Genomic DNA, 25,644 nt, shown 5'->3' with positions numbered 1-25,644 from the left:
AACCCTCACTCGGTTGCCATGATTTTGCGCACCATCGTTCAGGCGCCGTAGACGGTGACCTCCGTGGCCTTGATCACCAGGTGGATCGCCGTCCCCGGCTCCAGCGCCAGCTCGGCGATCGCCGCCGGGCTGAGGTCGGCGGCGAGCCCGGCCACCCACGGCGGCCCGCCCCGCGCGCGCACCCTGATCACGTCCCCGTGCGGCTCCAACCCGGCCACCGTCGCGGGGAACACGTTGCGCGGACTGGCAAGCGTCCGTTCCATGTGGACGGCCACGGCGGACGGCAGGAACACCGCGACCGCCGGCGCGCCATCGGCGAGCGGCTCGCCGCGCATGCCGGCCACGTGCGTGCCGTCCGCGGTCACCAGACCGTCGCCGGACGCGGTGCCGGTGATCAGGTTCAGGCCGGCCACCCGCGCGGTGAACGCGGTGCGCGGCCGGGACAGCACCTCGCCGGTCGACCCCTGCTCGACGATCCGGCCGCCGTCCAGCACCACCACCCGGTCGGCGAGTACCAGCGCGTCCAGCGGATCGTGCGTGACGAGCACGGTGGCGCGCCGGCCGCCCGCGACACCGAGCACCCGGCGCACCAGGCCGCGCAGCGCGGGTGCCGCGTCCACGTCCAGCGCGGCGAACGGCTCGTCGAGCAGCAGCAGATCCGGCTCGGTGGCCAGCGCCCGAGCCAGCGCCACCCGCTGCGCCTGCCCGCCGGACAACGTGGACGGGCGCCGGCCGGCCAGCTCGCTCGCGTCCACTTCGGACAGCCAGCGCCGGGCCGTGTTTTCCGCCGCACGACGGGGTTTCCCGTGCGCGCGCGGCCCGAACGCGACGTTGGCGAGCACGGTCAGGTGCGGGAACAGCAGCGTGTCCTGGGTGACCAGGCCGACCCGGCGCTGGTGCGGCGGCACGTGCAGCCTGTCGCCGGCGAGCGTGCGCCCCGCCAGCTCGACCGTCCCGGTGTCCGCGCGCAGCAGGCCGGCGAGCGTGTCGAGCAGGGTGGACTTGCCGGAGCCGTTCGGGCCGAGCACGGCGAGCACCTCGCCCGGCGCCGCGGCCAGTGTCACGTCCAGCCGGAACCCGCCCCGTCCGACCGCCATCTCGGCCCGCAGACCGTCCACAGTGGACACTGTCACCACCGGCTCCGTTCCACCGCGTGCGGCCGGGCGACCGCGATCACCACGACCGCCACGATCACCAGCAGCAGTGACAGTGCCACCGCACCGTCCACATCGGACTCGCCGAGCGTGTACACCTCCAGCGGCAGCGTGCGGGTCACGCCCTCGAGGCTGCCCGCGAACGTGATCGTGGCGCCGAACTCGCCGAGCGCCCGCGCGAAGCACAGCACCAGGCCCGACCCGAGTGCCGGCAGCGCCAGCGGCACGGTCACCCGGCGGAACACGGTCCACGGCGAGGCGCCGAGCGTCGCGGCCATCGCCTCGTACCGCTCACCGGCCGAGCGCAGCGCGCCCTCCAGTGCCACCACGAGGAACGGCATCGCCACGAACGTCTGCGCGATCACCACCGCCGCCGTGCTGTACGGGATCCGCCAGCCGAACGCCGTGTCCAGATACCGGCCGGCGAAACCGTTGCGCCCCAACAGGTACAGCAACGCGAGCCCGCCGACCACCGGCGGCAGTACCAGTGGCAGCAGCACGATCGCGCGGGCCAGCCGCACGCCGCGGAATCGTCCTCGGGCCAGCACCACCGCGAGCGGCCCGCCGAGCAACAGGCACAGCACGGTCGACGCGATCGCGGTGCGCAGCGACAGCCACAGCGCGCTGACCGCCGACGGGCTGGTGATCAGCGCGGGGAAGTCGGCCAGGTCGGTGCGGGCGATCAGTCCGACCACCGGCAGCACCACGAGCGCGAGTCCGAGTACGGCCGGCAGCCAGAGCAGGCCCGGCACGCCGGTCGACGCACGGCGGGTCATGGTGCGCCGAAGCCGAACCGGTCCAGCTCGGCGCGCCCGGCCGGCGAGGTGACCATCGCGAGGAACGCGCGCCCGAGACCGGCCCGCGGGGCGCGGCTGATCGCGGCGATCGGGTACCGGTTGATCGCGCCGGCCGACTCCGGGAAGTCCACGCCCCGCACGGCGGCGCCGGCCGACCGCACGTCGGTGACGTACACCAGGCCCGCGTCCGCCTCGCCGGCGCGCACCTTGTTCAGTACAGCCTTGACGTCCTGCTCTTCGCTGGCCGGGCGCAGCGGAGTCGTGCCGGCCGCGCGCCGGGCGGCCGCCCCGCACGGCACCTTCGGCGCGCACAGCACAAGGGTGACGTCGGCGCGCGCGAGATCGGCGAGCCCGGTGATCCGCTTCGGGTTGCCCGGCCGCACAACGATCATGAGCCGGTTGGTGGCGAACACCGTCGGCGTGCCGTCGGCGAGGCCGGCTCCGGTGACCTTGTCCATGTTCTCCGTGTCGGCCGAGGCGAACACGTCGGCCGGCGCGCCGTTGACGATCTGCTGCGCGAGTGCCGAGGAGCCCTGGTAGCTGATCTTGACGTCGACGCCGGGGTTGGCCGCCTCGAAGGCCCGCTCGATCGCGCCGAACGGTTCGGTCAGCGACGCGGCGGCCAGCACGGTGACCGTGCGCGCCTGCTCGCCGCCGCTGGTGCCGCAGCCGGCCACCGCGAGCAGGAGCGTGGCCGCCGCCATGAGGCGCTTCACGGTGTCTCCACGACGACCTGGGTCGCCTTGACCACGGCGACGGCCAGCACACCCGGTTCGAGGCCGAGTTCCCGCACCGCCTCGGTACTCATCAGCGACACCACCCGCTGCGTTCCGCACTGCAGCTCCACCTGCGACATGACCTTGTCCGACACCACGTCGGTGACCAGGCCGACGAACCGGTTGCGCGCCGAACGGCCGACGCCGGACGGGTCCGGCACCTCGGTGGCGCCCGCCTTCGCGAACGCGGCCAGCTCGGCGCCGTCGACCACGGCACGCCCGCCGGAGTCCCGTCCGGCCGAGAGCTGGCCGGAGTCGACCCACCTGCGGACGGTGTCGTCACTGACTCCGAACAGTCGGGCTACTTCTGACAACCGATAGTGCGGCACGAACGCAACGATAGCTCCGCAGGTGCGGAACTTTGAACATATAGCCGAACACTAATACTGTTCAGCGTTGTTAACCCGACTGGGTGCATGGTCAGCCGACGATCAGCGGAGGCCGTGATGGCGATCCAACCGGTGGCGCCTGACGACAGAGTCCGCCGCGACCTGAGCCAGACGCTGCGAACCGGGCCGTTCCCCGCCGCGCTGCACCTGGCCATCGAGGCCAGCGGTCTCACGCTCGACCAGATCCAGGCCTGGCTCACCGAGCGGGGTGCCAAGGTGAGCGTCCCGACGCTGAGCTACTGGCGGCGTGGTCGCAGCCGGCCGGAGCGGGCCGGCTCGCTGCGCGCGGTGCACCTGCTGGAGGAGTTGTTCGAGCTGCCGCCGGACTCGCTGGTGCAACTGCTCGGGCCGCGCCGGCCGAGGGGGCGCTGGCTCGGCCACGCGCCGGGCGCCATCGACACGCAGAGCCTGTTCGACCTGCCGCGCACCGACCTGCTGGCCGGTGTCGAGGCGTCGATCAACGTGCTGACCAGGATGAGCACACACATCACGGTCACCGTCGGCGCGGACCGGCGCACGACCTCGATCCGCATGCGCCAGCTCGTGCGGGCCAACGTCGAACGGGTCTCGCGGTGCACGGTGATGTATGTGGCCGACGATCAGCCCGCGCACCCGCCGGTGGTGGCCGACGTGCGGTTCTGCCGGCTCGGCCGGGTGCGGATCGACCGGTCGGTCGGGGTGATCGTGGCGGAACTGATCCTGGACCGGATGCTCGGCCAGGGTGAGCCGGCATTGCTGGAGTACGAATGGCGGTTCTCGTCGGGCACCGCGATGGAGTACTACGAGCACAGGTTCCACGAGCCGATCAGGGAATACGCGTTGCAGGTGCGGTTCGACCCGTCGCAGGTCCCCGCGCAGTGCTACCGCTACGACCGAACCGGGGTGGCCGCTCCCGAGGAGAACCGGCGTGAGCTGTGGATCGGCGGCTCCGACACGGCGCTCCTCGCCGAATGGGACCTGCCGGCCGGGATCGTCGGAATGCGGTGGCACTGGCCGCCGGGGTTCACAGATTAGTTAACAGAGTTGACGCAATTCTCTTATCGCTCAACTTAATTTATCGACCCCTTTCTTTTCGGGCTTTACCTGATTACCTACTAAAGTTGGTATGGCTGCATGCGCATGCGAGATTACTTTCAGTCTGTCGACGTGACGGCCCCCACACGTCGAATCCCTGCTCGGAAAGGCTAATCGCATGGCGAGGAAACTATCCATCATCTCCTGTCTGGCCGCGGCAGCCGCCGTGATCGGCGTGTTCGCCGGACCGGCGTCCCCGTCGGTCAGCACCGAGACTCCCGCCGCGTCGCCGGTCGAGTACCCCCGGCCCGGCATCCCGCTGTTGGACACCCGTGAACACTCGACGGACGCCGCTGTCGGTCATGGCACCAGAGCCGAGGACATCGACGCCGCACCGGCCGCCAGTGCGGCCGCACCACCGGCCGGCGCTGCGGGCTGGCCGGTTCCCAGCCGGCGCAGCTACTACCTGACCTCGTCCTGCCAGCAGCACGCCTCGGCGATCCGCCAGGGCGCGGCCGCGTGGCAGGGTCTCACCGAAGGTGGCGGCACCCCGGTCGAATGCCGCAACAGCTACATCAGTGACTGCGGCGGTGGCGGCCGGATCGTCGGCTGCAACTGGGGTCAGGGTCAGCGCATCGCGCTGTACATGGGCGGCGTCAGCGACGACGCGCTGCTCGCCGCGCACGAGTTCGGTCACGACTGGTACGGCCACTCGAGTTACCAGTGCGCCGGTTGGAGTAGTGCCGCACACGTCATGGCCCCGACGATGTGCAACTACCGGTCACAAGGTGACGTCAAGTAAAGGTTGAAAACGAAACTGTTGCGGGCGCCACGGACAATTCCGGGGCGCCCCTTCTTTCGGCGGGTTCAGCGACTGAACTCGAACAACCGCGTTCCCGGAATGAGCGCGGACGGCGCGACGATCAGCCGGTGTACACCGACCGAGAAGTGATCGCCGGAAGGCGCGTCGAACGCGTGCTCGGCGAATCCGGCCTCGGTGAACCACTCGCGGATCCGCGGGGTGAGGTCCGGCTCGCGGCGGTGGCGGGTCCAGATCACGGTGGCGCCCGGCGCGCACAACGTCGGCAGCAGCCGGACGGTCCGTTCGACGGCCGAGTCGGTGGTGTTGCCGAACACGCCGGCCGCGACCACCAGGTCCGCCGGAGTCGCACCTATATAACTGTCCGACAGTCCGGCGTCGGCCCGCAGCACCTCCAGCTCCACCCGGGCCGCCCGGGCGGCCGCACCGGCCGCCGCCGCGTTGCGCTCGTCCAGTTCGACCAGGCGCACCTGTCCCGCCGCGCCGGGCCGCTCGGCGAGCACCTCGATCAGATCGCGGCCCTGCCCGGCGCAGATGCTCACCACGCGCGCGCCGGCCGAGAGGGCCAGCCCTTCCCGCACGCGCGCCTGGACGGCCCGAAGCCGCCTGCTGAGCGCGGACTCCGGGTCGTCGTAGGCCAGGTGCCACTCGTGCCAGTCGGTGCTCACGCCGCCAGTGACCGCGTCAGCTCGTCCAGGATCTCCATCTGCTCGCGCACGCCGACCTCCATGCCGGATCGCAGGATCAGGTCGCGCAGCTCCTTGGTGCTCGTCTGGGTCAGCAGGCGCAGTGTCGTGCGCCCGTCGGTTTCCTCGAAGGTGATGATGTTCAGCGGCGCCTCGTGCCCGGCGGCCTCCGGCGACTCGTACACCTCGGTGGTGACGATCCGCTCGTTCGGCACGATCTCGCGGTACTCGCCGTGGAAGGCCACCTGGAAGCCGCCGTTGGCGGTCAGCACGTACCGCCAGCGGCCGCCGACCCGCAGGTCGATCTCGACGCTGTCCACCGTGCCGCGCCGCCCGGCCCACCACCGTCTGACCAACTCCGGGGTGGTCCATGCCTTGTACACCAGGTGCTTGGGCGCGTCGAACTCCCTGGTGATCAGGATCTGCTCGTCGGTCGGCGTCGTGATCGTCACCGGGTTGCCGCTCGTCGTCTCGGGCATCTCAGTTCTCCTCCTCGGTCAGTTCTTCCAGTACGTCGTCCAGTGCCTCGAACCGCTCCGACCAGGTGCGCTCGTACTGCTTGACCCAGTCGTGGATCGGTTTGAGCGCGTGGCCGTTGAGCCGGTACAGCCGCTGTCGCCCGTCGTTGCGCACGTCGACCGCACCCACCTCTCTGAGCACTCGCAGGTGCTTGGACACCTGTGGCTGTGCCAGTCCGAGCGCGTCCACCAGGTCGTTCACCGGGCACTCGCCGCCGGCCAGGACGTCGATGATCTGCCGCCGCCGGGGTTCGGCCACGGCGTTGAACGCGTCGGTCGTGGTCGCTGCTCGTGCCATGCGGGCAATCATATTCCCATATGGGTATGTGTCAAGCAGGGCTACGCTGAGACAGGTGACAGCGGTTGACTTGGGTTTCCCCGCCGTGCCGCCGGCGGGTGGCACGCCGCGGCCGGACACGTCCGCGCTGGTGGACCGGTTCGGGCGGGTGGCCACCGATCTACGGGTGTCGCTGACCGACCGGTGCAACCTTCGCTGTACTTACTGCATGCCGGCCGAAGGGCTGGACTGGACGCCGGACGCCGAGCTGCTGACCAACGACGAGCTGGTGCGGCTGATCGGCATCGCGGTGTGCGACCTGGGTGTCACCAACATCAGGTTCACCGGTGGCGAGCCGCTGCTGCGCAAGGGGCTCACCGAGGTCATCGCGCGCACCGCCGAGCTGTCACCCCGGCCCAGGATCTCCATGACCACCAACGCGATCGGGCTCGCCCGGCGCGCCGGTGACCTGGCCGCCGCCGGGCTCGACCGGATCAACATCTCGCTGGATACGTTGTCGCACAAGCGTTTCCAGGAGATCGCCCGGCGCGGACGGCTGGACGACGTGCTCGCCGGTATGGCCGCCGCGCACGCCGCCGGGCTCGATCCGGTCAAGGTCAACTCGGTGCTGCTGCGCGGGGTGAACGAGGACGAGGCCGTGCCACTGTTGCGCTACTGCCTCGAGCACGGGTACCACCTCAGGTTCATCGAGCAGATGCCGCTGGACCCGCAGCACGGCTGGAGCCGCGCGGAGATGATCACCGCGGAGGAGATCCTCGCCGCGCTGCGGACCGAGTTCACCCTCACGCCGAGCCCGGAGCACCGGGGTGCCGCGCCGGCCGAGCGGTGGCTCGTCGACGGCGGGCCGGCCGACGTCGGCGTGATCGCGTCGGTCACCCGGCCGTTCTGCGAGGCGTGCGACCGCACCCGGCTGACCGCCGACGGCGCGCTGCGCTCGTGCCTGTTCAGCCAGCGGGAGACCGACCTGCGCGGGCCGATGCGGGCCGGCGCCGACGACGAGGAGATCGCCGGACTGTGGCAGGACACGATGTGGGCGAAGCTCGCCGGGCACCAGATCAACGAGCAGGGGTTCGCGCAGCCGATCCGCCCGATGAGCGCGATCGGCGGCTGAGCGTGGACATCCAGGTGCGTTACTTCGCGGGCGCGCGGGCGGCCGCCGGCGTGAGCGAGGAGAGCCTGCGGCTGCCGGCCGGCGCGTCGGTGGGCGACGCGCTCGCGGAGGTCTCCCGGCGGCACGGCGAGGCGCTCGCCCGGGTGCTGACGGCGTCCAGTTTTCTGGTGGACGGAGTCGCCGTCCGGGACCGTGGCGCGCGGCTGTCCGGTGGTGTGGAGCTGGATGTGCTGCCGCCGTTCGCGGGTGGATGAGGGCTCCCCGAACGGCTCAACACGGCGTAAACGACGTGAGCCAGGACTCACTGAGAGTGTTTTATCTCGGGTTGGACACGGCCCGGTAACGACGGCTTGAACTGGGAAAACACCCTTGATCGCAGGAGGTTGCGCCGCGTTACCGTGACGACGGTCACATACCGGATAATTTCCGATCACGACGTTCGTTACGTACCGTCGCTTCTCGGTTGGCCCCGACCAACCACGCATGACCGGGTGTCCGTTGCGCCAAGCCTTGTCCGGCGGGCATCCGGAACCAACCCCGAGTGAAAGAAAACTTCCGGACAAGGGCGGGGGAACCGCACGGATACGCCTAGCGGATCCGAGCAGTCAGCCGACGCGAGTCGGCCGGTCCCATGCGGACCGACCCACAGCGAAAGCTCGCAGGCGCGGGAGGAGAGACTCAAATGGCTTACCGAGGCAAGCACCGCAAGTCGTCCGCTGCCACTCGCACCGTTGCGCGCGTCGTCGTCGCTGGCGTCGCCGTGGGTGCCCCGCTGGCCATCGCCGCCACCCCGGCTTCGGCGGACAGCGTGAACTGGGACGCGATCGCGCAGTGCGAGAGCGGCGGTAACTGGGGCATCAGCACCGGTAACGGCTACCACGGTGGTCTGCAGTTCAAGCAGAGCACCTGGGCCGCCAACGGTGGCAAGGGCAGTGCGGCCAACGCTTCCCGCGAGGAGCAGATCCGCGTTGCCGAGAACGTGCTGAAGACGCAGGGCATCGGCGCGTGGCCGGTGTGCGGCAAGAAGTCCGGCTCGAAGGGCACCTACAAGGCCAAGACGGTCAAGGCCCCGAAGCAGGTCGTGAAGGCCGCCCCGAAGGCCGCCCCGAAGGCCGCGCCGAAGAAGGTCGCGACCCCGGCTCCGGCCCCGGCCAGCACCGGTGACTACACGGTGCAGGGCGGCGACACGCTGTCGAAGATCGCCGAGCAGCTCAACGTTGCCGGCGGCTGGCAGAAGCTGGCCGAGCTGAACAAGAGCTCGGTCTCCAACCCGCACCTGATTCTCGTGGGTCAGAAGCTCGCCACCAAGTGACGACTTCGCCCGCTCAGGTAGCAGGCTGAGACAGACAGCGCCTCGCCCCATCCCCCGGGGCGAGGCGCTGTTCGCCTCTCCGCCTTAGGTGCGGCTGCTTTGGAGGTTCTCGGGACTGCCGCTGACGTGCAGGACCGCGTCCGCGTCGTCGAGCGTCGCTTGGTCGAGCGGTGTGGTGTCGCCGCTGCCGGCGACGAAGGTGTACCGCTCGCCCACCAGTGATGCCACGATGGCGCCGGCGGACAACCAGTCGATGTCCATTCCGCCCATGCGCAGGTGGCTCGGGTTTCGCTGCAGGTGGACGTTGTGCGCGAAGACCAGCGTCGGGCCCCTGCGCTCCTCCATGCTTCGGATCTCGAGCAGGTTCTGGGCCATGAGCGCGTCCCGGGTGGCACACATGCGGGTCCACCGCGCACTCTGCTCGAGGTCCTGCGCCGCCTGCCTGTGATAGCGCAGCAGGCCGAGACCGGCGGTGAGATGCGTTCTGGCCCTGAACCACTCGGCGCGCGACGTTGCCGCGATCAGCTCCGGCGCGCGTGCGTAGAGCGAGGTGAGCATGTCGTCGGCGATCGATCGCAGCCGATCGGCCGCCGCCGTCGCGCCGACCGACACGGCTGGGTCCATGACCGCCTCCGTCCGGCTCCACCGTTCGTCGTCGCCGGTGAGGCCCGCGAGGTCGAGGTCGAGTCCCAGGTAGGCGCGGGCGTGTTCGAGGTAGCGCCGCGGGCTGGGGGCGCTCATCGTCTCCGTGGCGGCGTCGAAGCCGTGGAAGGACAGCCGGTCCGCCGGCGGCCGGCGCTCGTTGTGGTCACGCATCCAGGCGACCAGCCGCCGGTTGGCGTCCTGGTCGCCGAAGCCGTGCGAGAAGCCTTCGCTCATCGCGGCGTCGAGGGTGCCCGCGCCTTCCTGGACGAAGTCGTTCACGGTGAGCGCGGCCACGCGATCGGTCTCCAGGGCGATCGACCGAAAGCCGCACTCGATCAGCTGAACGAAGATGTCGTTGCGCAGGAACGCGAAAGCCGGCTCCAGGTGGTTCGCCTCACCGAAGGCCAACACCTCACATGACGGGGTGACGAGGTCTCGAATGTCCTGAGTCATGTGTATGAATCGTATCGTTGAAAGATCGGTTGGCACTTTGCCCGCGTTGACGGTGGTAGGGCGCGGTAAAGTCTCAAACCGTGCGTACGGCTGATCTCGCGCGCGAGCACGGCGTCTCGACCCAGGCGGTCCGCAACTACGAGCGGGACGGGTTCATCCCGCCCGCGGAGCGCACACCGAGCGGCTACCGGATCTACACCGACCTGCACGCGGCCGCGCTGCGCGCCTACCTCGCCCTCGTGTCGGCCCACGGGTACGCGGCCGGCGGCCGGATCATGATCGCGGTCCACGATGACGAGCTGGACGACGCCCTGCTGGTCATCGACCGCGGCCACGGCCAGTTGCTCCGCGACCGCGACACCCTCGACGCGGTGCGGGAGGCGGTGGATCACCTGACGGCGGAGGCCGGCGCCGCGCCGGACCGGTCAGCGGACACCCGAACCATCGGCGAACTCGCACACCGGCTCCGCGTCACCCCGGCCACCGTGCGCACGTGGGAGGACGCCGGCATCCTCACCCCGGCGCGCGACCCGGCCACCGGCTACCGGGTCTACGACGCGAGCGACATCCGCGACGCGGAGCTGGCTCATCTGCTGCGACGCGGCGGCTATCCGCTGGCACACATCGCCACCGTGGTCCACCAGATCAGAACGGCCGGCGGCACCGACTCGCTGTCGCGCGCCCTGAACGACTGGCAGCGCAGGCTCACCGCCCGGGGCATCGCCATGCTCGACGCGGCCGCTCAGCTCAGCCACTACCTGCGTGCCCGCGAACGCTGACTACGGGCAGTCCACCCATTCGTCGGTGCCGTCAGCGAAGATCTGGTGCTTCCAGATCGGCAAGCGCGCCTTGACCTCGTCGACCAGGTCGGCGCACGCGGTGAACGCCTCGCGGCGGTGCGCGGCCGCGGCCGCGCAGGCCAGCGCCACGTCACCGATGGCCAGCGTCCCGATCCGGTGGCTCACGGCCAGCGCCGCGACGCCCGCGTGCCGGCGCGCGATCAGCTCGGCCACCTCGGCGATGACGTCCTTCGCGCTCGGGTGGCCCTCGTAGGTCAGCTCGCGCACGTCGCGGCCGTGGTCGTGGTCGCGCACCACGCCGGCGAAGGTCACCACCGCGCCGGCCGTGCGGTCCGCCACGAGAGCCGCGTGCTCCTCGACCGAGATCGGCGAGTCGAGCACCTCGGCACGCAGCACGCGGGCTGGGGTAGTGGTCGCGACGCGCGGGTGGTCGCCGCCCTGGAGCTGATCGACCGCGTGGTCCAGCACGCCGTCCAGCACGCCGAGCCCGTCCTTCACGCCGCCGGTCGAGCCGGGCAGGTTCACGATCAGCGTGCCGCCCGCGACGCCCGCCAGCCCCCGGGAGAGCACGGCGGTCGGCACGGCGGGCAGCCCGGCCGCGCGGATCGCGTCCGCCAGCCCGGGGATCTCGTAGTCCAACAGCGCGGCCGTGGCCTCCGGGGTCCGGTCGGTCGGGGTGACGCCGGTGCCGCCGGTCGTGATCACGACGTGCACGCCGTCCCGCACCGCCGTCCGCAGCGCCTCGGCCACCGGATCGCCGTCGGCCACCACGACCGGGCCGTCCACGGTGTACCCGCGCTCGGCGAGCCAGGATGCGATCACCGGCCCGGTGCGGTCGGGGTACACGCCGGCCGCCGCCCGGTTGGACGCGGTGATCACGCGGGCGGTCCTGCTCATCGGTCCTCCGGGCGAGTCCAGGTGCCGGTCTTGCCGCCGTCCTTGCGATCCAGCCGCACGGCGTCCAGCGTCGCGGCCGGATCGACCGCCTTGATCATGTCGTGCAGGGTCAGCCCGGCCACCGTGACGGCGGTCAGCGCCTCCATCTCCACGCCGGTGCGATCGGTCGTGCGGGCGGTCGCTGTCACGCCGATCTCGTTGTCCCGCAAGGAGAACTCGACGTCCACTTTGGACAGTGCGATCTGGTGGCAGAGCGGGATCAGGTCCGGCGTGCGCTTGGCGCCCATGATCCCGGCGACCCGCGCGACGGCCAGCGCGTCACCTTTCTTCAACTCGCCGGCCCGCAGCAGCCCGATCACCTCGGCGGTCGTGCGTACCACCCCGGAGGCGATCGCCGTGCGCGTGGTGGCGTCCTTGCCGGACACGTCCACCATGCTCGCCGCGCCGGTCTCGTCCAGGTGCGTCAGCTCAGCCACACCTCGATGTTATGCCTCGTCAACCGCCGCGCGGCGCACGGCGTCCGCCACCGCCGGGGCCACCGCCGAGTCGAACACGCTCGGCACGATGAACGACGCGTTGAGCCGGTCGCCGTCCACCACGTCGGCGATCGCGTTGGCCGCCGCGAGCAGCATCGCGTCGGTGATCCCGCGCGCCTGCGCGTCGAGCAGTCCGCGGAACACCCCGGGGAAGGCCAGCACGTTGTTGATCTGGTTCGGGTAGTCCGACCGCCCGGTGGCCACGACCGCGGCGTGCTTCTGCGCGTCCAGCGGGTCGACCTCGGGGTCCGGGTTGGCCAGCGCGAACACCACCGCGTCGGATGCCATCGTGGCGACCTGGTCGGCGCCGAACAGGTTGGGCGCCGAGACGCCGACGAACACGTCCGCGCCGACCAGCGCCTCGTGCAGCGAGCCGGAGCGCCGCTCGACGTTGGTGTGCTCGGCGATCCAGGCGAGGTTCGGGTCCAGGCCGCCGCGCTCGGGGTGCACGATCCCGTCCACGTCCACCGCGAGGATGTCGCCGGGCCCCTTGTTCAGAAGCAGCCGGATGATCGCCGAGCCGGCCGCGCCCACCCCGCAGACCACGATCTTGCAGTCCGCGATGTCCTTGCCCACCACGCGAAGCGCGTTGCGCAGCGCCCCGACCACCACGATCGCCGTGCCGTGCTGGTCGTCGTGGAACACCGGGATGTCCAGCTTGTCGCGCAGCCGCGCCTCGATCTCGAAGCAGCGCGGCGCGGCGATGTCCTCCAGGTTGATGCCGCCGTACACGGGCGCGATCAGCTCGACCGCGCGGATGATCTCCTCGGTGTCCTGACTGTCCAGGCACACCGGCCACGCGTCCACGCCGGCGAACTTCTTGAACAGCGCCGCCTTGCCCTCCATCACCGGCAGCGCCGCGGCCGGCCCGAGGTTGCCCAGGCCCAGCACGGCCGACCCGTCGGTGACCACGGCGACCGTGTTGCGCTTGATGGTCAGCCGGCGCGCGTCGTCCGGGTTCTCCGCGATCGCCTGGCAGATCCGCGCCACGCCGGGGGTGTAGGCCCTGGAGAGGTCGTCGCGGTTCTTGAGCGCCACCTTCGCGCTGACCTCGATCTTGCCGCCGAGGTGGATCAGGAACGTGCGGTCGGAGATCTTGCGGACGTGCACGCCCGGCAGCGACTCCAGCGCGGTGGTGATGTCGCGCGCGTGGTTCTCCGAGACCGCGTTGCAGGTGATGTCCACGACCACGCGGTCGGCGTGCGACTCGACGACGTCGAACGCGGTGATCACACCGCCGACGCGGCCGATCGCGGAGGTGAGGTCGCCCGCGGCACTCGCGGACGGGGGCGCTTCGACCCGGACGGTGATCGAGTAGCCGGGGCCGGGCACGGGCATAACGCGCTCCAGGAGAATCGTCGTTGATCTGCCGGAGGAGCCTACGCCCGGTGCTACTTGTTTATTTTCGTGACCGGGTGGGTGTACCCGATTTCGTTGGCGTCCAAGGGAAAGGTCAGGTCACCGTAGGGCGACAGCGCGCCCTGGCGGTCCGCGGCGATCTCACTCACCGGGTGCTCGCCGTCGGGGACCTCGGGCCAGTGCGGGTCAACCCGGTCGGTGGGGCCGGCCTTCGCCACGTCAGCCTCCTGATAGCTCGGTGCGTTCGCGGGAGCGAGATTACCGGATGACCGCTCCGTATACCGTGGTCAGGTGTCCCGCACGACCCTGATCGACTGGCTGCGCGCACAGGACGACGAAATGCTCGCCGGCCTGCTGTCCGCTCGCCCCGACCTGGCCACGCCGCCGCCCGCCGAGACGGCGGTCGTGGTCGTGCGCGCGGGCACCTCCGGTTCGGCCGCGCGCGCCTGCGAAGGGTTGGACACGCTCAGCCTCGCCGTGCTCGAGGCGATGATCCTGCTGCGTGCCGATCTCGACGCGGTGACCGTGGACGCGATCGTCCCCATGATCGGCAACGGGGTGACCGTCGATCGGGTGAAGGCGGCCGTGAAGGGGCTGCGGCGGCTCATCCTCGTCTGGGGCGAGGACCACGATCTGCGGTTGGCGTCCGGGGTCTCCAACGCGCTGGGCCCGTTCCCCGGCGGCCTCGGCCAGTCCAAGCCCGTGCTCGCCGAGGTCGACCTGCCCGAGGTGATCAACGACCTGTCCGAGCCGGAGCGGCGGATGGTCGTGTCGCTGGCGCACGGGCCGCCGATCGGGCGCACCAAGGACGCCGGGTTCACCGGTTCGCTGGAGCGGGCCGAGACACCGGTGCAGAAGCTGCTCGCCAAGGGCCTGCTGCTGCACCGCGACCCGGACACCGTCGAGCTGCCGCGCGAGATCGGCCTGGCGCTGCGGGACAGCCCGCTGGGCCCGGTCGCGGTGGGCGAGCCGCCGCTGCGCACCAGCGCGCACAAGGCGGTCACGGTCGACTCCACGGGCGCCGGCGAGGCCGCGGAGATGTCGCGGCACGTGGAGAACCTGCTGAACCGGTGGTCGGAGGAGCCGCCGTCGGTGCTCAAGGCCGGCGGGCTCGGCGTGCGCGATCTGCGCAGGCTGACCAGGGATCTCGACGTGGACGAGACGCAGGCGGGTCTGATCGCCGAGCTCGCCCTTGGCGCGGGACTGGTCGCCGACAGTGCCGCCACCGCGCCGGAGTGGCTGCCCACCGCGCAGGCCGACGTGTGGCTCGCCGCGACGCCGGCCAACCGCTGGGCGACGCTCGCCGCGGCGTGGCTGGACCTGCCGCGCCTGCCAGGGCTGGGTGGCCGCCGCGACGCCCGCGACCGGCTGCTCGTGCCGCTGGCCGACGAGCTGCGCCGGCCGCACGCGCCGGCCGATCGCGCCCGCGTACTCGGCGCGCTGGCCGATCTCGCGGGCGGCGAGGGCGTGAGCGACCCCGAGGACCTGGTGGCCGTGCTGGCCTGGCGCGCACCCCGGCGCGGCGGCCGGCTGCGCGACGACATCATCCGCTGGACGCTGCGCGAGGCCACGGCGCTGGGCGTGGTGGCACTCGGCGCGCTCACCTCGGCCGGGCGCGCGCTGCTGGACGAGGGGACCAGCGCGGCCGCCAAGCGCATGGCCGAGGCGATGCCGCAGCCGGTCGACCACGTGCTCGTGCAGGCCGACCTGACCGTGGTCGCGCCCGGTCCGCTGGAGCCGGAGCTGGCCACCGCGATGGCGCAGGTGGCCGACGTGGAGTCGGCCGGCGGCGCGACGGTGTACCGGATCGGCGAGCCGTCGGTGCGCCGCGCGCTGGACGCCGGGCGGTCGGCCGACGATCTGCACGAGCTGTTCCGGACGCACTCGCGCACACCGGTGCCGCAGTCGCTGACGTACATGATCGACGACGTGGCGCGCCGGCACGGGCGGCTGCGCGGTGGCACCGCCGGCTCGTTCCTGCGCTGCGACGATCCCGCACTGGTCGCCGAGGTGGCGGCGAGCGCGGTGGCGCACCGGCTGGAGCTGCGCCGGATCGCGCCGACCGTGCTGGTCAGCCCGCTGCCGTTGATCGAGGTGCTGGACGAGCTGCGGGACAACGGGTTCTCGCCGGCCGCCGAGGGGCCGGACGGTCAGGTGATCGACGTGCGGCCGCGCGGGCGGCGGCTGGCCTCCCGCGCGAAGATCGCGGCGCCGGCGCCGAGGCCGCCGAGTCAGGAGCGGGTGGCCGAGCTGGTGGCGAAGGTGCGCGCGGGGGACCGGGCGTCGGCGAGCCGGCGCGGGCGCAGTGTCCGGTTGGCCGCCGGTGACGCGGACACCTCGGGCACCCTGGCGCTGCTGCAGGAGGCCGTTCAGCAGGGCCGCAGCGCGTGGATCGGTGTGGTCGACGCGCACGGAGTGGCCAGTCAGCGGATCTTGGAACCGATCAGGGTTGGCGGCGGAATTCTCGAGGGGCGGGATTCCGAGACCGACGAGATCCACCGTTTTCCACTGCACCGGATAACGTCCGCGGCACTGGTCGAGGAATAGATCAATTCGTGTCTGGTTGATAACCGCCCGCGATAAGCGCTGGTAGACGTGACACGTTCACCAGCGAAAATGTGGCGACGGACACGCCGGCGTGACACCGCCGTGTCCGTTTCGTAATGTCACGGCTGGCTCAGACCCCGGAGCCGAGGTCTTCCCCCGGACCTGACCCCGACCCAATGACAGCGGTGATCCCCCGAATGGCAGGTCGACATAGAAAGCCCCCGAAGAAGCTCATCGATTGGAAGGTGCCGGCAGGACTCGGCGTCACGGTCGCCGCGGGACTCGCGGTCACCGTCTCGCTGACCAGCGGCTCAGAGCTTCCCACTCAGGACACGGCGGCCCGAATCGCCGTCGAGCCAGGTCCGACCGTGCCCCCGACCACGGCCGAGCTCCCGGTGACGACGCAGGTCCCCATCCCGACGACGGCACCCGTGCCGATGGTCGCGCCACCCCCGAGCTCCACCACGACCACGCGCGTGCCGACGACCACGACGACTCCCCCCAAGCCGTCGCCGCGTCCGCGAACCGCCGGCAAGGCGTGCGGCACGACGCTGGACGGCGTTCAGTCGCACGTGGCGCAGGTGGGCAACCACATCGCGACCATGTTCGGCGTCGACGACATCGGCGGCCGGGCCGCGCGCGGCGGCGCCAGCGACCACCCGTCCGGTCTGGCGCTGGACTTCATGGTCGACACCGCCAAGGGCAACTTGATCGCCAACTACATCCTGGCCAACCAGAAGGCGTTCGGCGTCACGTACGTGATCTGGCGGCAGCGGTACAACGACGGCAGCGGCTGGTCCACGATGGAGGACCGCGGCGGCGCGACCGCGAACCACTTCGACCACGTGCACGTGTCGTTCCGCTCCGGCGCGAAGGTGTCCGTGACCTGCTGAGGCCCGCATCTGCCACGACGGGCGGGCCTTCGTATGCGAGCGGTCCGGTACCAGCTCAACTCCCGGGGACCGCTCGCGCCCAGGTCAACCCGCAGAAACGGCCGTTTTTAGCCCTCGGTGGCCGCCCGATACACGCCCGCCGAGTGGACCGCTCGCAACCGTCCCTGTTTCCGCAGGTCAGACCGTGCAAGAATCAGAAGCCCTGCCTCCGGCTCAACCGGCCGGACCCCATTGCGGCTCCCCCTCCGCCAGGTGCACCGGCACGCCCTCGGTGCGCGGCTGCCTCCGGCTCAACCGGCCGGACCCCATTGCGGCGTGTACAGGAGCAGCGTGCGCGCGATCCCCACATCGAGCTGCCTCCGGCTCAACCGGCCGGACCCCATTGCGGCCCTGACCTACACCGCGCACCCGGCGGCGACCGGCGGCGCTGCCTCCGGCTCAACCGGCCGGACCCCATTGCGGCTGGTTAACCCGCTTCGCCAGCCACAGCAGGAAACGGCGCTGCCTCCGGCTCAACCGGCCGGACCCCATTGCGGCCACAGCAACCGGAACAGAGCGCCGGTCGCGTGCTGGTGACTGCCACCAGCCGGACCCATTGCGGCAGTTGGTCGGCGAGATCCTGCAACGAGAACACCGGCTGAACCGGCCGGACCCCATTGCGGCGTGACGCAGCTGATCGTCGTGCGGATGCGGACCACGTCTCCGGCCTCGGGTTAGTACAGGTGTGGGTGGCTGCGTGGGTGCGCCCTTTTCCTTGGCGGGCGGTGCGGGTGAGGATGGAGCCGCACCCGTCGAGGCGAGGAGGCCTGACGTGACGACATCGCTGCCGAGCTACGCGTCCGGGACGTCGGAGGTGCCGCTGCTCGGTGACACCATCGGCGACAACGTCGACCGCACGGTCGCCGCGTTCGGTGATCGCGACGCGCTCGTGGACACCACGAGCGGCAGACGGTGGACCTACCGCGAGTTCCAGGCCGACGTGAACGCGGTGGCGCTCGGGCTGATGGGGCTGGGCGTCGAGAAGGGCGATCGGGTCGGCATCTGGTCGCCCAACTGTCCGGAGTGGACACTCGTGCAGTACGCGACCGCGAAGATCGGCGCGATCCTGGTCAACATCAACCCGGCCTACCGGGTGCACGAACTGGAGTACGTGCTGAGGTCGGCCGGCGTGCGAGTCCTGGTCGCCGCGCGCGCGTTCAAGACGTCGGACTACGCCGGCATGATCGAGCGGGTCCGGCCGAACCTCGAGGCGTTGGAGCACGTGCTGTTGCTCGACGGCGAGGAGTGGACCTCGTTGTGCGCCAACGGAAAGAGCGCGGACCCGGCGGCGCTGGCCGAGCGGTCGGCGAGCCTGTCGCCGGACGATCCGATCAACATCCAGTACACCTCGGGCACCACCGGCTTCCCCAAGGGCGCCACGCTGTCGCACCACAACATCCTGAACAACGGGTACTTCGTGGGCGAGCTGTGCGGATACACCGAGGTGGATCGGATTTGCGTGGTTCCGCCCCTATATCACTGTTTCGGAATGGTGATGGGCAACCTCGCCGCCACCAGCCACGGCGCCTGCATTGTGTACCCGGCACCCTCGTTCGACCCGCTCGCGACCCTGAACGCCGTCGCGACCGAGCGGTGCACCTCGCTGTACGGCGTGCCGACGATGTTCATCGCGGAGCTTGCCGAGGCGGCGTTCGACGAGTACGACCTGTCCAGCCTGCGCACCGGGATCATGGCCGGTTCGCCGTGCCCGGTCGAGGTGATGAAGCAGGTCATCGAGCGGATGGGCATGACAGAGGTGACGATCTGCTACGGCATGACCGAGACCTCGCCGGTGTCCACGCAGACCCGCGCGGACGACTCGATCGACCTGCGCGTGTCCACCGTCGGCCGGGTTCACCCGCACCTGGAGATCAAGATCGTCGATCCGGAAACCGGGTTGACCGTCCCGCGCGGCGAGGCCGGCGAGTTCTGCACCCGCGGCTACTCGGTGATGCTCGGGTACTGGGAGGAGCCGGACAAGACCGCCGAGGCGATCGACGCCGCCCGCTGGATGCACACCGGCGACCTCGCGATCATGGACGGCGACGGCTACGTCAAGATCACCGGCCGGATCAAGGACATGGTGATCCGCGGCGGCGAGAACATCTACCCGCGCGAGATCGAGGAGTTCCTGTACACCCTCCCGGACATCCAGGACGCGCAGGTGATCGGCGTGCCGGACGCGAAGTATGGCGAGGAGCTGATGGCCTGGGTCCAGCTTCGCCCGGGCGCGGAACCCCTTGACGCGCAAGCACTTCGCGAATTCTGTACCGGCAAGCTCGCGCACTACAAGATCCCGCGCTACGTGCACATCGTTGATGAGTTCCCGATGACCGTGACCGGCAAGATCCGCAAGGTGGAGATGCGGGAGCGCTCGGTGGAGCTGCTCGGCGTGGACGCCGGTGACCGCTGACCTGGCCGCCTGGGTCCGCGAAGACTTTGGCGTCGAGCTGGCGTCGCTGGATCGCGCGCGCCTTGGCGCGGACACGCTCGCCGAACTGTGGCACGGTGTTTCCGTTGCGGGACAACGGTTCGCGGTCAAGTTGAGCGCGGGCGGATCAGCGGCCGGGCTTACCGTACCGGCGCTGCTCGCCGCACGCGGGATCGACGGCGTGCTCGCTCCACTGTCCACTCGCGACGGTCGCATGTGGACGATTCGGGGCGAGCGGCGGCTGTCGGTCGCGCCGTGGGTGTCCGATCGGCGAGGCATGGACGAAGGGCTCACGCCGGCCCACTGGCGGCACTTGGGCGCGCTGCTGGCAGAGGTGCATGCCACCGAGGTGACCGGCGAGCTGGCCGCGCTGCCGCGCGAGTCCTATGACCACGGCCGCCTCGCCGACACCGTGCACGCTCTGGACTTCCGCCGCGACGATGTGGACGCCGTACTGGCGATCGCCGACCGGCTCGCGAACATGTTGCGGGACAAGGAGAACTCGGTGGTGGTGTGTCACGCCGACCCGCACACCGGCAACGTGCTGCTGGACGGCGAGAAGGTGTGGCTGATCGACTGGGACGACGCCGTGCTCGCCCCGCGTGAGCAGGACCTGATGTTCGTACTCGGCGGTGTGCTCGCCTTCGCGCCGGTGACACCGGGTGAGCAGCAAGCGTTCTTCGAGGGCTACGGGCCCGTGAAGGTGGACCAGGATCACCTTCGCTACCACCGGTGCGTCCGCGCGTTGGTCGATCTCACCGAGTGGGCGCTCGACGGAAGCGAGCAGGCGCTGGGACACGTGCGCGACGTGCTGTCGCCGACCGGGCTCATCGCTCAGTCACTTCACGGGCACGATCTCGCTGCCGAGCGGCACCAGTGACACCGGGATCAGCTTGAAGTTCGCCACTCCCAACGGAATCCCGATGATCGTGATGCACAGCAGGAAGCCGGTGAACAGGTGCCCGATGGCCAGCCACCACCCGGCGAAGATGATCCAGATGATGTTGCCGATCACCGACGGCGCGCCCGCACCCGACCGGGGTACGAGCGTGCGCCCGAACGGCCACAGCGCGTAGTTCGCCATCCGGAACGAGGCCAGCCCGAACGGGATCGTGATGATCAGGATGCAGCAGATGATCCCGGCCAAGGTGTACAGCAGAGCCATCCAGAAACCGCACAGCACCAACCAGATGACGTTCAGGATCAGGCTCATGCCTCCATCGTGGCGCATCGTGTGCGGTCGTGCCCAGCCGGCGAACGGGCGTTGGACCCATAGACCCCGTAGGTGGCTGGTGAACACCGTCGTGCCGTCCGAAACTTAGCGATCGCTCCATTCATGTTCTGCGTACTTTAGCCCGCTAAAGTCCCTCGGCCACGCAGAAAGCCCAGGTCACACAAGATCCATAGGGGGTGCGCAAAGGCCGTCGGCGGTGGTGGGGTCACCCTCAAGACCGTCGACCACATCGCCACCATGGGCGGGCGAACGGGCGGCCTGGTTCCGCGACACCGACGGCAACCTCCTCTGCCCGCACCAGATCGGCTGATCCGTATCGTGGCGGTGTGCCACTGACCGTCGGGTTCGACCTCGATCTCACCCTCATCGACACCAAGCCCGGCATGGTCGCCCTGCTCGACCGGCTCGCCGACCTGTACGGGGTTCCCCTGGACAGCGAGCACTTCGGCGCGAACCTCGGGCCACCGCTGGAGATCCTGCTGCCGCGGTGCGGAATGCCCGAGGACCTCGTGCCGCGCGCGGTGATCGAGTTCCGCACGAGCTACCCGGAGGTGGTGATCCCGTCCACGGTCACCATGCCGGGCGCCGCCGAGGCGATCGCGGCCGTCCGCGCGGTCGGCGGCAAGGTGTTCGTGATCACCGGCAAGTACCAGCCGAACGCCGTGTTGCACATGGAGGCGCTCGGTTGGGAGATCGACGGGCTCGCCGGCGAGTTGTGGGCGGTCGGCAAGGCGGACGCGCTGCGCGAGCATGGCGTCGAGGTGTATGTCGGTGATCACGTCGGCGACATCGAGGGCGCGCTGGCCGCGGGAGCGACCGCGGTCGGTGTGACGACCGGCCCGTACGACGCGGACGAACTGCGCGACGCGGGCGCGCAGGTGGTGCTCAGCGGGCTCGGTGAGTTCCCCCGCTGGCTGGCGCGCCATGCCGGTTCGGCCGGCGCACCACGCTGAGCACGGCGAGCGCGAGTCCGACCGGGACGAGCATGGCCGCCGCGGACAGCCACACCGGCACGTCGGTTCTGCCTCCGGCGAACAGCGAGAACACGGTGATCACCGCCACCAGGCCGACGGAGAACAAGCCGACGGCGATGGGCAGCAGCGTTGTCCGGTCTTGGCGAGACACGGCGCCAGGGTAGCCGACGTAGGGGCACTACGACTTGTCGGCGGTTTGGCATAGTCTGGAGTCCACGCGTCCCAGGCCGTGTCTTGGGGCGCGTTCGTCGTGCGGAATGGGGAGCCACGCGCGACAGGGAACGTCGACGAGAGAACGGTGAGCGCTGTGCCGACCGGAAGGGTCAAGTGGTACGACTCGGAGAAGGGCTTCGGGTTCGTGACGCAGGAAGACGGCGAGGACGTGTACGTCCGTAAGTCGGCGCTGCCGACCGGCGTGGAGGGGCTGAAAACGGGCCAGCGCATCGAGTTCGGCGTGGCGGACGGGCGCCGCGGCCCGCAGGCGCTGTCGGTGCGCCTGCTGGAGAAGCCGCCGTCGGTGGCCGAGGCGCAGCGCCGCCCGGCCGAGGAGTTGCACGGGCTCATCGAGGACATGATCAAGCTGCTGGAGATGAAGGTGCAGCCGGACCTGCGCCGTGGGCGCTACCCGGACCGCAAGAACATCACGCGGATCGCCGAGGTCATGCGGGCCGTCGCGCGCGACCTCGACCCGTCGTAAAGGTTGTTGCCCCGCAAGGGGTTCACCGCACGTCGACGGCGAGCGACCAGTAACCGGTCGCGCGCGGCAGCGCCCCTTCCGGCCCCATCACGACCATGGCCATCTGCTGCACGTGCGCGAACAGCAGCTGGTCGGTGTCGTTGGGCAGGCTGAGCGTGTACGCGTAGCGCCGGCCGGACAACTGCAGCGCGCTGCTGCCGTGTTGCTCGTTGCCGGCGCCGTCGCGATAGGTGAACACGACCGCCCACGGGCCCTCGGCCACGTCGCCGCCCACCGAGATGTGCAGCGGCTGGCCCGGTGGCACCTTGAGCCGGGCCATCGCGTTCTCGTCCTTGACGCACTCGCGTGTGCCCGGATGGCAGAACGCGATCGGACCGGTGTCGGCCGCGTGCCCGTTCGCGTAGAACGTCACGTCTGGCGTCGGCGCGGCACCGCCGCACCCGGTGAGCACCGCGGCCGCGGCAACGATCAACAGAATTACCCGACGCACGCCCAAGACCCTACGAGGTGCGGTCGCCGCGACCCCGAGCCGGTGCGGCCGGGTGGAACTTCCGCCCGCCGCCGCCGTCGTCGTTGCGCACCGGAATCGGGCGCACCGGACGATCGCCGCCGAATCCGGGGATCAGCGTGGCGCCGCGCCGCGACATCAGTGTCTGCACCAGGCCGAGCGACAGCATCACCGACACGACCAGGAATCCGAGCCAGAACATCGGCGGCAGCAGCACGCCGACCGCGCCGCCGAGCACCCAGCCCAGCTGCAGCACGGTCTCCGAGCGCCCGAACGCCGACGCGCGCGACGCCTCGGGCAGGTCGTCCTGGATCACCGCGTCCAGGCTGATCTTGGCCAGCGCGCTCGCGATCGCGCCGACCAGGCCGACCAGGGCGGCGGTCGGCACACCCTCGGCGACCGTGGCGACGACCGTGGACACCAGCGCGCCGATCACGCAGCCGAGCACGATCTGCTCCGGGTGGCCGACGTGCAGCCGCGCGCCGATCGCGTTGCCGACGAACGATCCGAGGCCGGCAGCACCCGCGATCAGGCCGAGTTGGATCAGCTGCGTCCCCACGTCGTTCGGGTAGTGATCGCGCACGGCGAACGCGGCGAACATCATCAGGAACCCGGTCAGCACGCGCACGGTTCCGTTGCCCCACAAGGCGACCACGACGTGCCGGCCCATCGGTTGGCGCTTCGGGCCGTCCGGATGCGCGCCGATCGACGCCGGCACCTCGCCCTCGGTCACCTCCACCCAGGCCGGGATCCGCATGCCCTGCACGGCGCCGACGACACAGACCACCGCGGTGAACCACAGCGCGCCGGAGGACCCGAACGGCCAGGCGACCGCGGCGGCCAGACCACCGCCGACCATGCCGGCGGCGAGCCCGAACACGGTGAGCCGCGCGTTCGTCTTGGACAGCGTGATGTCCGGCGGTACCACCCTCGGTGTGATCGCCGCCTTCAACACCGTGAACGACTTGGACAGCACCATCTTCATCAGCGCGCCGGGATAGAGCAGCCAGCTGTCGAAGTTCAGCGCCATCACCACGCAGGCCAGCGCCGAGCCGGCCGAGGCGACGCACATGGCCAGCCGGCGGCCGCGCTGGATCTTGTCCAAGATCGGGCCGATCACCGGCGCGACCAGTGCGAACGGCGCCACGGTGATCAACAGGTAGAGCGCGACCTTGCCGCGGCCGGCGGTCGGGTCGGTCGGGGAGAAGAACAGCACGTTCGCCAGCGCCACCGCCATCGCGGCATCGCTGGCGTAGTTCAGCATCGTGGCGTAGGTCAGCGCGGTGAGGCCGGACTTCTCCGCGCCGTCCGCCTTGGCCGCGCGGCGGAACGCGGACATCGCCTGCGAGGTGAGCTGCCGGCTGCGCAGCGCGGCCACCCGGGTGACGGTGATCTTCTTCGGCAGGTGCGGAACGGTGCCCTCGGTGCGCTGATCCCGCTCCGGTTGCGGCTCGTCGTACTCGTCGTAGTCCCCGTACAGCTCGGGCCCGTCAACCGGGTAGGAGTCGCGCGGCGCGCGGCGGGCTGGCGGCGGAGCCGAGGACTGCCTGGTCGGCTGCGGGTTCGCCGGCGGCCGCCGGCGAACCGGGCGGGTACTGTGCTTGTCGGGGTCGTCCTCCCACTGCGGCGGCGGAGCCTGCCGGCGTGTGGCTTTGGAGGGCGGCGGGGGCGTGTGGTCCGGCTCCTGCGCCGGCCAGTCGAGTTGACCTTGATGCCGGTCGGGGACCTGGTCACCGCGCGAGGCCTGCTGGTCGCCCTCGGTCCAGCCACGGCGGCCCTTGCTCGCCGCGCCGCCACCGCGCATACGACGGCCGCGGCCGCCGGGCGGTTGATCAGCCGAACCGGAACGAATCACGCTTCTCATCCTGCCGTACGTGGGGACCTCGGTGTGACAGACGTGCTGATCCCTCTCCAGGATCCACCCAACTGGCTACCTGGTGGTGACGAGCTTCACCCGGAAGGTCCTCGGCCACAGTTTGCCGGTTACCAGGAACTCGTCGGTACCGGGAATCGCGGCGATCCCGTTGAGCACGTCGACGTCTTTTCTGGCGTCCTCGGGCAGCCGGGCGCGCACCGCGGTCAGATCGGCGACGGTGACCTCGCCGGAGCGCACGTCCACCCGCGCGATCACGTCCTGTTTCCACACGTTCGCGTACACCGCGCCGTGCGCGCACTCCAACTCGTTGAGCAGCTCGTCAGGGCGAGTTCCCGGCACCTTCGCGAGCACGTCGGTGCGCAGCCGGCCGGTCTCGGCGAACGTGCGCGGATCGCGGAAGGTGAGCGTGTCCGAGCCGTCGCTCATGATCAGCCGGTCGGCCGCCGGGTCGTGGCACAACCCCCAGCCCTCGCCGGTGTAGGGCACCCGGCGCAGCTCGGCCAGCGTGTTCCGGTCGCGCTGGATGACGACGCCGTTGCGCCAGGTCAGCTGCCAGATCGTGGGGCCGACGACGGTGATCCCCTCGCCGAACAGATCGCGGTCGAGGTCCACGCTGGCGCGCACCTCGCCGGTCGCCGGGTCGGTGCGCCGTATCGACGAGCGGCCCTCGAGTCCGGTGCCCTCGTAGAGCACGCCGTCGACCAGTTCCAGGCCCTGGGTGAACGCGCGCGGATCGTGCGGTGACTCGGCGAGAACCTCGGCGCGCAGGCCCGCGTTCGCCGGTGGCGGCGGAGTGGCGGTGTCCCCGGCGTCGTCGGCGCAGCCGGCGAGCACGGCGGCAACGGCGAAGATCACGAGCACGGCGCGCACCCGGTAACCC

At 70.6% G+C, this 25,644-nt stretch carries 29 protein-coding genes and 1 CRISPR repeat array; of the genes, 12 read left to right on the top strand and 17 right to left on the bottom strand.

What is annotated here, in order from left to right:
• Nucleotides 1–38: 38 nt before the first annotated feature.
• From EV193_RS11360 to EV193_RS11345, 4 genes are read right to left on the bottom strand one after another with little or no spacing between them, the layout of a single operon-like run.
• Nucleotides 39–1,097, bottom strand: coding sequence for a sulfate/molybdate ABC transporter ATP-binding protein (locus EV193_RS11360; RefSeq protein WP_130344368.1), 1,059 nt, complete (start codon nucleotides 1,095–1,097; stop codon nucleotides 39–41).
• 32 nt (nucleotides 1,098–1,129) lie between these two features.
• A complete protein-coding gene (locus tag EV193_RS11355; protein WP_130344005.1) occupies nucleotides 1,130–1,930 on the bottom strand; it encodes an ABC transporter permease in 801 nt (266 codons plus the stop codon).
• Nucleotides 1,927–2,667, bottom strand: coding sequence for a molybdate ABC transporter substrate-binding protein (modA, locus tag EV193_RS11350; RefSeq protein ID WP_130344004.1), 741 nt, complete (start codon nucleotides 2,665–2,667; stop codon nucleotides 1,927–1,929). The genes EV193_RS11355 and modA overlap by 4 nt, the downstream gene beginning before the upstream one ends.
• A complete protein-coding gene (locus tag EV193_RS11345; RefSeq protein WP_130344003.1) occupies nucleotides 2,664–3,056 on the bottom strand; it encodes a TOBE domain-containing protein in 393 nt (130 codons plus the stop codon). Before EV193_RS11345 ends, modA begins: the two co-directional genes overlap by 4 nt.
• Nucleotides 3,057–3,173: 117 nt before the next feature.
• Here EV193_RS11345 and EV193_RS11340 point away from each other — a divergent pair, with 117 nt between their 5' ends.
• A complete protein-coding gene (locus EV193_RS11340; protein WP_130344002.1) occupies nucleotides 3,174–4,130 on the top strand; it encodes a hypothetical protein in 957 nt (318 codons plus the stop codon).
• 178 nt (nucleotides 4,131–4,308) lie between these two features.
• A complete protein-coding gene (locus EV193_RS11335; protein ID WP_130344001.1) occupies nucleotides 4,309–4,932 on the top strand; it encodes a hypothetical protein in 624 nt (207 codons plus the stop codon).
• Between the two features lie 65 nt (nucleotides 4,933–4,997).
• Here the strand turns inward: EV193_RS11335 and EV193_RS11330 are convergent, their stop codons facing one another.
• Genes EV193_RS11330 through EV193_RS11320 form a run of 3 tightly spaced genes read right to left on the bottom strand, consistent with a single transcriptional unit; the run spans nucleotide 4,998 to nucleotide 6,452 of the window.
• Nucleotides 4,998–5,618: a class I SAM-dependent methyltransferase gene (locus EV193_RS11330; protein ID WP_130344000.1), complete on the bottom strand. Its 621-nt coding sequence runs from the start codon at nucleotides 5,616–5,618 to the stop codon at nucleotides 4,998–5,000.
• Nucleotides 5,615–6,115 carry an SRPBCC family protein gene (locus EV193_RS11325; protein WP_130343999.1) on the bottom strand — a complete coding sequence of 167 codons (501 nt, stop codon included), beginning with the start codon at nucleotides 6,113–6,115 and terminating at the stop codon, nucleotides 5,615–5,617. The genes EV193_RS11330 and EV193_RS11325 overlap by 4 nt, the downstream gene beginning before the upstream one ends.
• Nucleotide 6,116: 1 nt before the next feature.
• On the bottom strand, nucleotides 6,117–6,452 hold the full coding sequence (locus tag EV193_RS11320) for an ArsR/SmtB family transcription factor (RefSeq protein WP_130343998.1): 336 nt from the start codon (nucleotides 6,450–6,452) through the stop codon (nucleotides 6,117–6,119).
• Between the two features lie 55 nt (nucleotides 6,453–6,507).
• Between EV193_RS11320 and moaA the strand changes: the two genes are divergently transcribed.
• The 3 genes from moaA to EV193_RS34435 all read left to right on the top strand — a co-directional run bounded on the left by moaA (nucleotide 6,508) and on the right by EV193_RS34435 (nucleotide 8,875).
• Complete coding sequence (moaA, locus tag EV193_RS11315; protein WP_423202159.1) at nucleotides 6,508–7,563, top strand: GTP 3',8-cyclase MoaA; 1,056 nt, start codon at nucleotides 6,508–6,510, stop codon at nucleotides 7,561–7,563.
• Between the two features lie 2 nt (nucleotides 7,564–7,565).
• Nucleotides 7,566–7,817 (top strand): MoaD/ThiS family protein, encoded by a 252-nt coding sequence (locus EV193_RS11310; RefSeq protein WP_130343996.1) that lies wholly within the window; start codon nucleotides 7,566–7,568, stop codon nucleotides 7,815–7,817.
• Between the two features lie 428 nt (nucleotides 7,818–8,245).
• Complete coding sequence (locus EV193_RS34435) at nucleotides 8,246–8,875, top strand: LysM peptidoglycan-binding domain-containing protein (RefSeq protein ID WP_130343995.1); 630 nt, start codon at nucleotides 8,246–8,248, stop codon at nucleotides 8,873–8,875.
• An 84-nt stretch (nucleotides 8,876–8,959) separates the two neighbouring features.
• On the opposite strand, the gene EV193_RS11300 is transcribed toward EV193_RS34435, so the two are convergent.
• Nucleotides 8,960–9,973 carry an erythromycin esterase family protein gene (locus EV193_RS11300; RefSeq protein ID WP_130343994.1) on the bottom strand — a complete coding sequence of 338 codons (1,014 nt, stop codon included), beginning with the start codon at nucleotides 9,971–9,973 and terminating at the stop codon, nucleotides 8,960–8,962.
• An 80-nt stretch (nucleotides 9,974–10,053) separates the two neighbouring features.
• Here EV193_RS11300 and EV193_RS11295 point away from each other — a divergent pair, with 80 nt between their 5' ends.
• Nucleotides 10,054–10,752: a TioE family transcriptional regulator gene (locus EV193_RS11295; RefSeq protein WP_130343993.1), complete on the top strand. Its 699-nt coding sequence runs from the start codon at nucleotides 10,054–10,056 to the stop codon at nucleotides 10,750–10,752.
• Here EV193_RS11295 and EV193_RS11290 read toward each other — a convergent pair whose 3' ends face one another.
• Genes EV193_RS11290 through EV193_RS11275 form a run of 4 tightly spaced genes read right to left on the bottom strand, consistent with a single transcriptional unit; the run spans nucleotide 10,753 to nucleotide 13,783 of the window.
• Nucleotides 10,753–11,670 (bottom strand): molybdenum cofactor biosynthesis protein MoaE, encoded by a 918-nt coding sequence (locus tag EV193_RS11290; RefSeq protein WP_130343992.1) that lies wholly within the window; start codon nucleotides 11,668–11,670, stop codon nucleotides 10,753–10,755.
• Nucleotides 11,667–12,146 carry a cyclic pyranopterin monophosphate synthase MoaC gene (moaC, locus tag EV193_RS11285; protein WP_130343991.1) on the bottom strand — a complete coding sequence of 160 codons (480 nt, stop codon included), beginning with the start codon at nucleotides 12,144–12,146 and terminating at the stop codon, nucleotides 11,667–11,669. Before moaC ends, EV193_RS11290 begins: the two co-directional genes overlap by 4 nt.
• A 9-nt stretch (nucleotides 12,147–12,155) precedes the next feature.
• Nucleotides 12,156–13,544: an NAD-dependent malic enzyme gene (locus tag EV193_RS11280; RefSeq protein ID WP_130343990.1), complete on the bottom strand. Its 1,389-nt coding sequence runs from the start codon at nucleotides 13,542–13,544 to the stop codon at nucleotides 12,156–12,158.
• 53 nt (nucleotides 13,545–13,597) lie between these two features.
• Nucleotides 13,598–13,783: a hypothetical protein gene (locus EV193_RS11275; RefSeq protein ID WP_130343989.1), complete on the bottom strand. Its 186-nt coding sequence runs from the start codon at nucleotides 13,781–13,783 to the stop codon at nucleotides 13,598–13,600.
• 73 nt (nucleotides 13,784–13,856) lie between these two features.
• Here EV193_RS11275 and EV193_RS11270 point away from each other — a divergent pair, with 73 nt between their 5' ends.
• The 4 genes from EV193_RS11270 (at nucleotide 13,857) to EV193_RS11255 (ending at nucleotide 20,355) form a co-directional block, all read left to right on the top strand.
• The gene (locus EV193_RS11270) at nucleotides 13,857–16,112 is read left to right on the top strand and encodes a helicase-associated domain-containing protein (protein ID WP_130343988.1); all 2,256 of its coding nucleotides are present in this window, start codon (nucleotides 13,857–13,859) and stop codon (nucleotides 16,110–16,112) included.
• A 245-nt stretch (nucleotides 16,113–16,357) separates the two neighbouring features.
• The gene (locus tag EV193_RS11265; protein ID WP_341273156.1) at nucleotides 16,358–17,005 is read left to right on the top strand and encodes a VldE C-terminal domain-containing protein; all 648 of its coding nucleotides are present in this window, start codon (nucleotides 16,358–16,360) and stop codon (nucleotides 17,003–17,005) included.
• A gap of 201 nt (nucleotides 17,006–17,206) precedes the next feature.
• Nucleotides 17,207–17,668: direct repeats of the CRISPR family, unit length 37 nt; unit sequence GCTGCCTCCGGCTCAACCGGCCGGACCCCATTGCGGC.
• Nucleotides 17,669–17,816: 148 nt separating this feature from the next.
• Nucleotides 17,817–19,457: an AMP-binding protein gene (locus EV193_RS11260; protein ID WP_130343986.1), complete on the top strand. Its 1,641-nt coding sequence runs from the start codon at nucleotides 17,817–17,819 to the stop codon at nucleotides 19,455–19,457.
• Nucleotides 19,447–20,355, top strand: a complete 909-nt coding sequence (locus EV193_RS11255; protein ID WP_130343985.1) for a phosphotransferase enzyme family protein — start codon at nucleotides 19,447–19,449, stop codon at nucleotides 20,353–20,355. The genes EV193_RS11260 and EV193_RS11255 overlap by 11 nt, the downstream gene beginning before the upstream one ends.
• On the opposite strand, the gene EV193_RS11250 is transcribed toward EV193_RS11255, so the two are convergent.
• A complete protein-coding gene (locus EV193_RS11250) occupies nucleotides 20,314–20,688 on the bottom strand; it encodes a YccF domain-containing protein (protein WP_130343984.1) in 375 nt (124 codons plus the stop codon). The genes EV193_RS11255 and EV193_RS11250 overlap by 42 nt on opposite strands.
• 347 nt (nucleotides 20,689–21,035) lie before the next feature.
• Here EV193_RS11250 and EV193_RS11245 point away from each other — a divergent pair, with 347 nt between their 5' ends.
• Entirely contained in the window at nucleotides 21,036–21,662 is a 627-nt protein-coding gene (locus tag EV193_RS11245) for an HAD family hydrolase (protein ID WP_130343983.1), read from the top strand.
• Here EV193_RS11245 and EV193_RS11240 read toward each other — a convergent pair.
• Entirely contained in the window at nucleotides 21,595–21,834 is a 240-nt protein-coding gene (locus tag EV193_RS11240; RefSeq protein WP_130343982.1) for a hypothetical protein, read from the bottom strand. The two genes, EV193_RS11245 and EV193_RS11240, sit on opposite strands and share 68 nt — an antisense overlap.
• A gap of 156 nt (nucleotides 21,835–21,990) precedes the next feature.
• Between EV193_RS11240 and EV193_RS11235 the strand changes: the two genes are divergently transcribed.
• A complete protein-coding gene (locus tag EV193_RS11235; protein ID WP_130344367.1) occupies nucleotides 21,991–22,380 on the top strand; it encodes a cold-shock protein in 390 nt (129 codons plus the stop codon).
• 22 nt (nucleotides 22,381–22,402) lie between these two features.
• Here EV193_RS11235 and EV193_RS11230 read toward each other — a convergent pair whose 3' ends face one another.
• From EV193_RS11230 to EV193_RS11220, 3 genes are all read right to left on the bottom strand, one after another.
• Entirely contained in the window at nucleotides 22,403–22,870 is a 468-nt protein-coding gene (locus tag EV193_RS11230) for a DUF2771 family protein (RefSeq protein WP_165401318.1), read from the bottom strand.
• A gap of 10 nt (nucleotides 22,871–22,880) precedes the next feature.
• Entirely contained in the window at nucleotides 22,881–24,752 is a 1,872-nt protein-coding gene (locus tag EV193_RS11225; protein WP_423202158.1) for an MFS transporter, read from the bottom strand.
• Between the two features lie 66 nt (nucleotides 24,753–24,818).
• The gene (locus tag EV193_RS11220) at nucleotides 24,819–25,625 is read right to left on the bottom strand and encodes a glutaminyl-peptide cyclotransferase (protein ID WP_423202163.1); all 807 of its coding nucleotides are present in this window, start codon (nucleotides 25,623–25,625) and stop codon (nucleotides 24,819–24,821) included.
• Nucleotides 25,626–25,644 lie beyond the last annotated feature (19 nt).

This window comes from Herbihabitans rhizosphaerae (assembly GCF_004216555.1).
GTDB lineage: Bacteria > Actinomycetota > Actinomycetes > Mycobacteriales > Pseudonocardiaceae > Herbihabitans > Herbihabitans rhizosphaerae.
Note: the sequence above shows the minus strand (reverse complement) of the source record. Positions and strands in the feature narration are given on the sequence as shown.

Bases quoted from the DNA above. Each gene is read 5' to 3' on its own strand.
- EV193_RS11360 (WP_130344368.1), bottom strand. From the start codon at position 1,097: ATGGCGGTCGGACGGGGCGGGTTCCGGCTGGACGTGACACTGGCCGCG.
- EV193_RS11355 (WP_130344005.1), bottom strand. From the start codon at position 1,930: ATGACCCGCCGTGCGTCGACCGGCGTGCCGGGCCTGCTCTGGCTGCCG.
- EV193_RS11340 (WP_130344002.1), top strand. From the start codon at position 3,174: ATGGCGATCCAACCGGTGGCGCCTGACGACAGAGTCCGCCGCGACCTG.
- EV193_RS11335 (WP_130344001.1), top strand. From the start codon at position 4,309: ATGGCGAGGAAACTATCCATCATCTCCTGTCTGGCCGCGGCAGCCGCC.
- EV193_RS11325 (WP_130343999.1), bottom strand. From the start codon at position 6,115: ATGCCCGAGACGACGAGCGGCAACCCGGTGACGATCACGACGCCGACC.
- EV193_RS11320 (WP_130343998.1), bottom strand. From the start codon at position 6,452: ATGGCACGAGCAGCGACCACGACCGACGCGTTCAACGCCGTGGCCGAA.
- EV193_RS34435 (WP_130343995.1), top strand. From the start codon at position 8,246: ATGGCTTACCGAGGCAAGCACCGCAAGTCGTCCGCTGCCACTCGCACC.
- EV193_RS11300 (WP_130343994.1), bottom strand. From the start codon at position 9,973: ATGACTCAGGACATTCGAGACCTCGTCACCCCGTCATGTGAGGTGTTG.
- EV193_RS11290 (WP_130343992.1), bottom strand. From the start codon at position 11,670: ATGAGCAGGACCGCCCGCGTGATCACCGCGTCCAACCGGGCGGCGGCC.
- EV193_RS11280 (WP_130343990.1), bottom strand. From the start codon at position 13,544: ATGCCCGTGCCCGGCCCCGGCTACTCGATCACCGTCCGGGTCGAAGCG.
- EV193_RS11250 (WP_130343984.1), bottom strand. From the start codon at position 20,688: ATGAGCCTGATCCTGAACGTCATCTGGTTGGTGCTGTGCGGTTTCTGG.
- EV193_RS11225 (WP_423202158.1), bottom strand. From the start codon at position 24,752: ATGAGAAGCGTGATTCGTTCCGGTTCGGCTGATCAACCGCCCGGCGGC.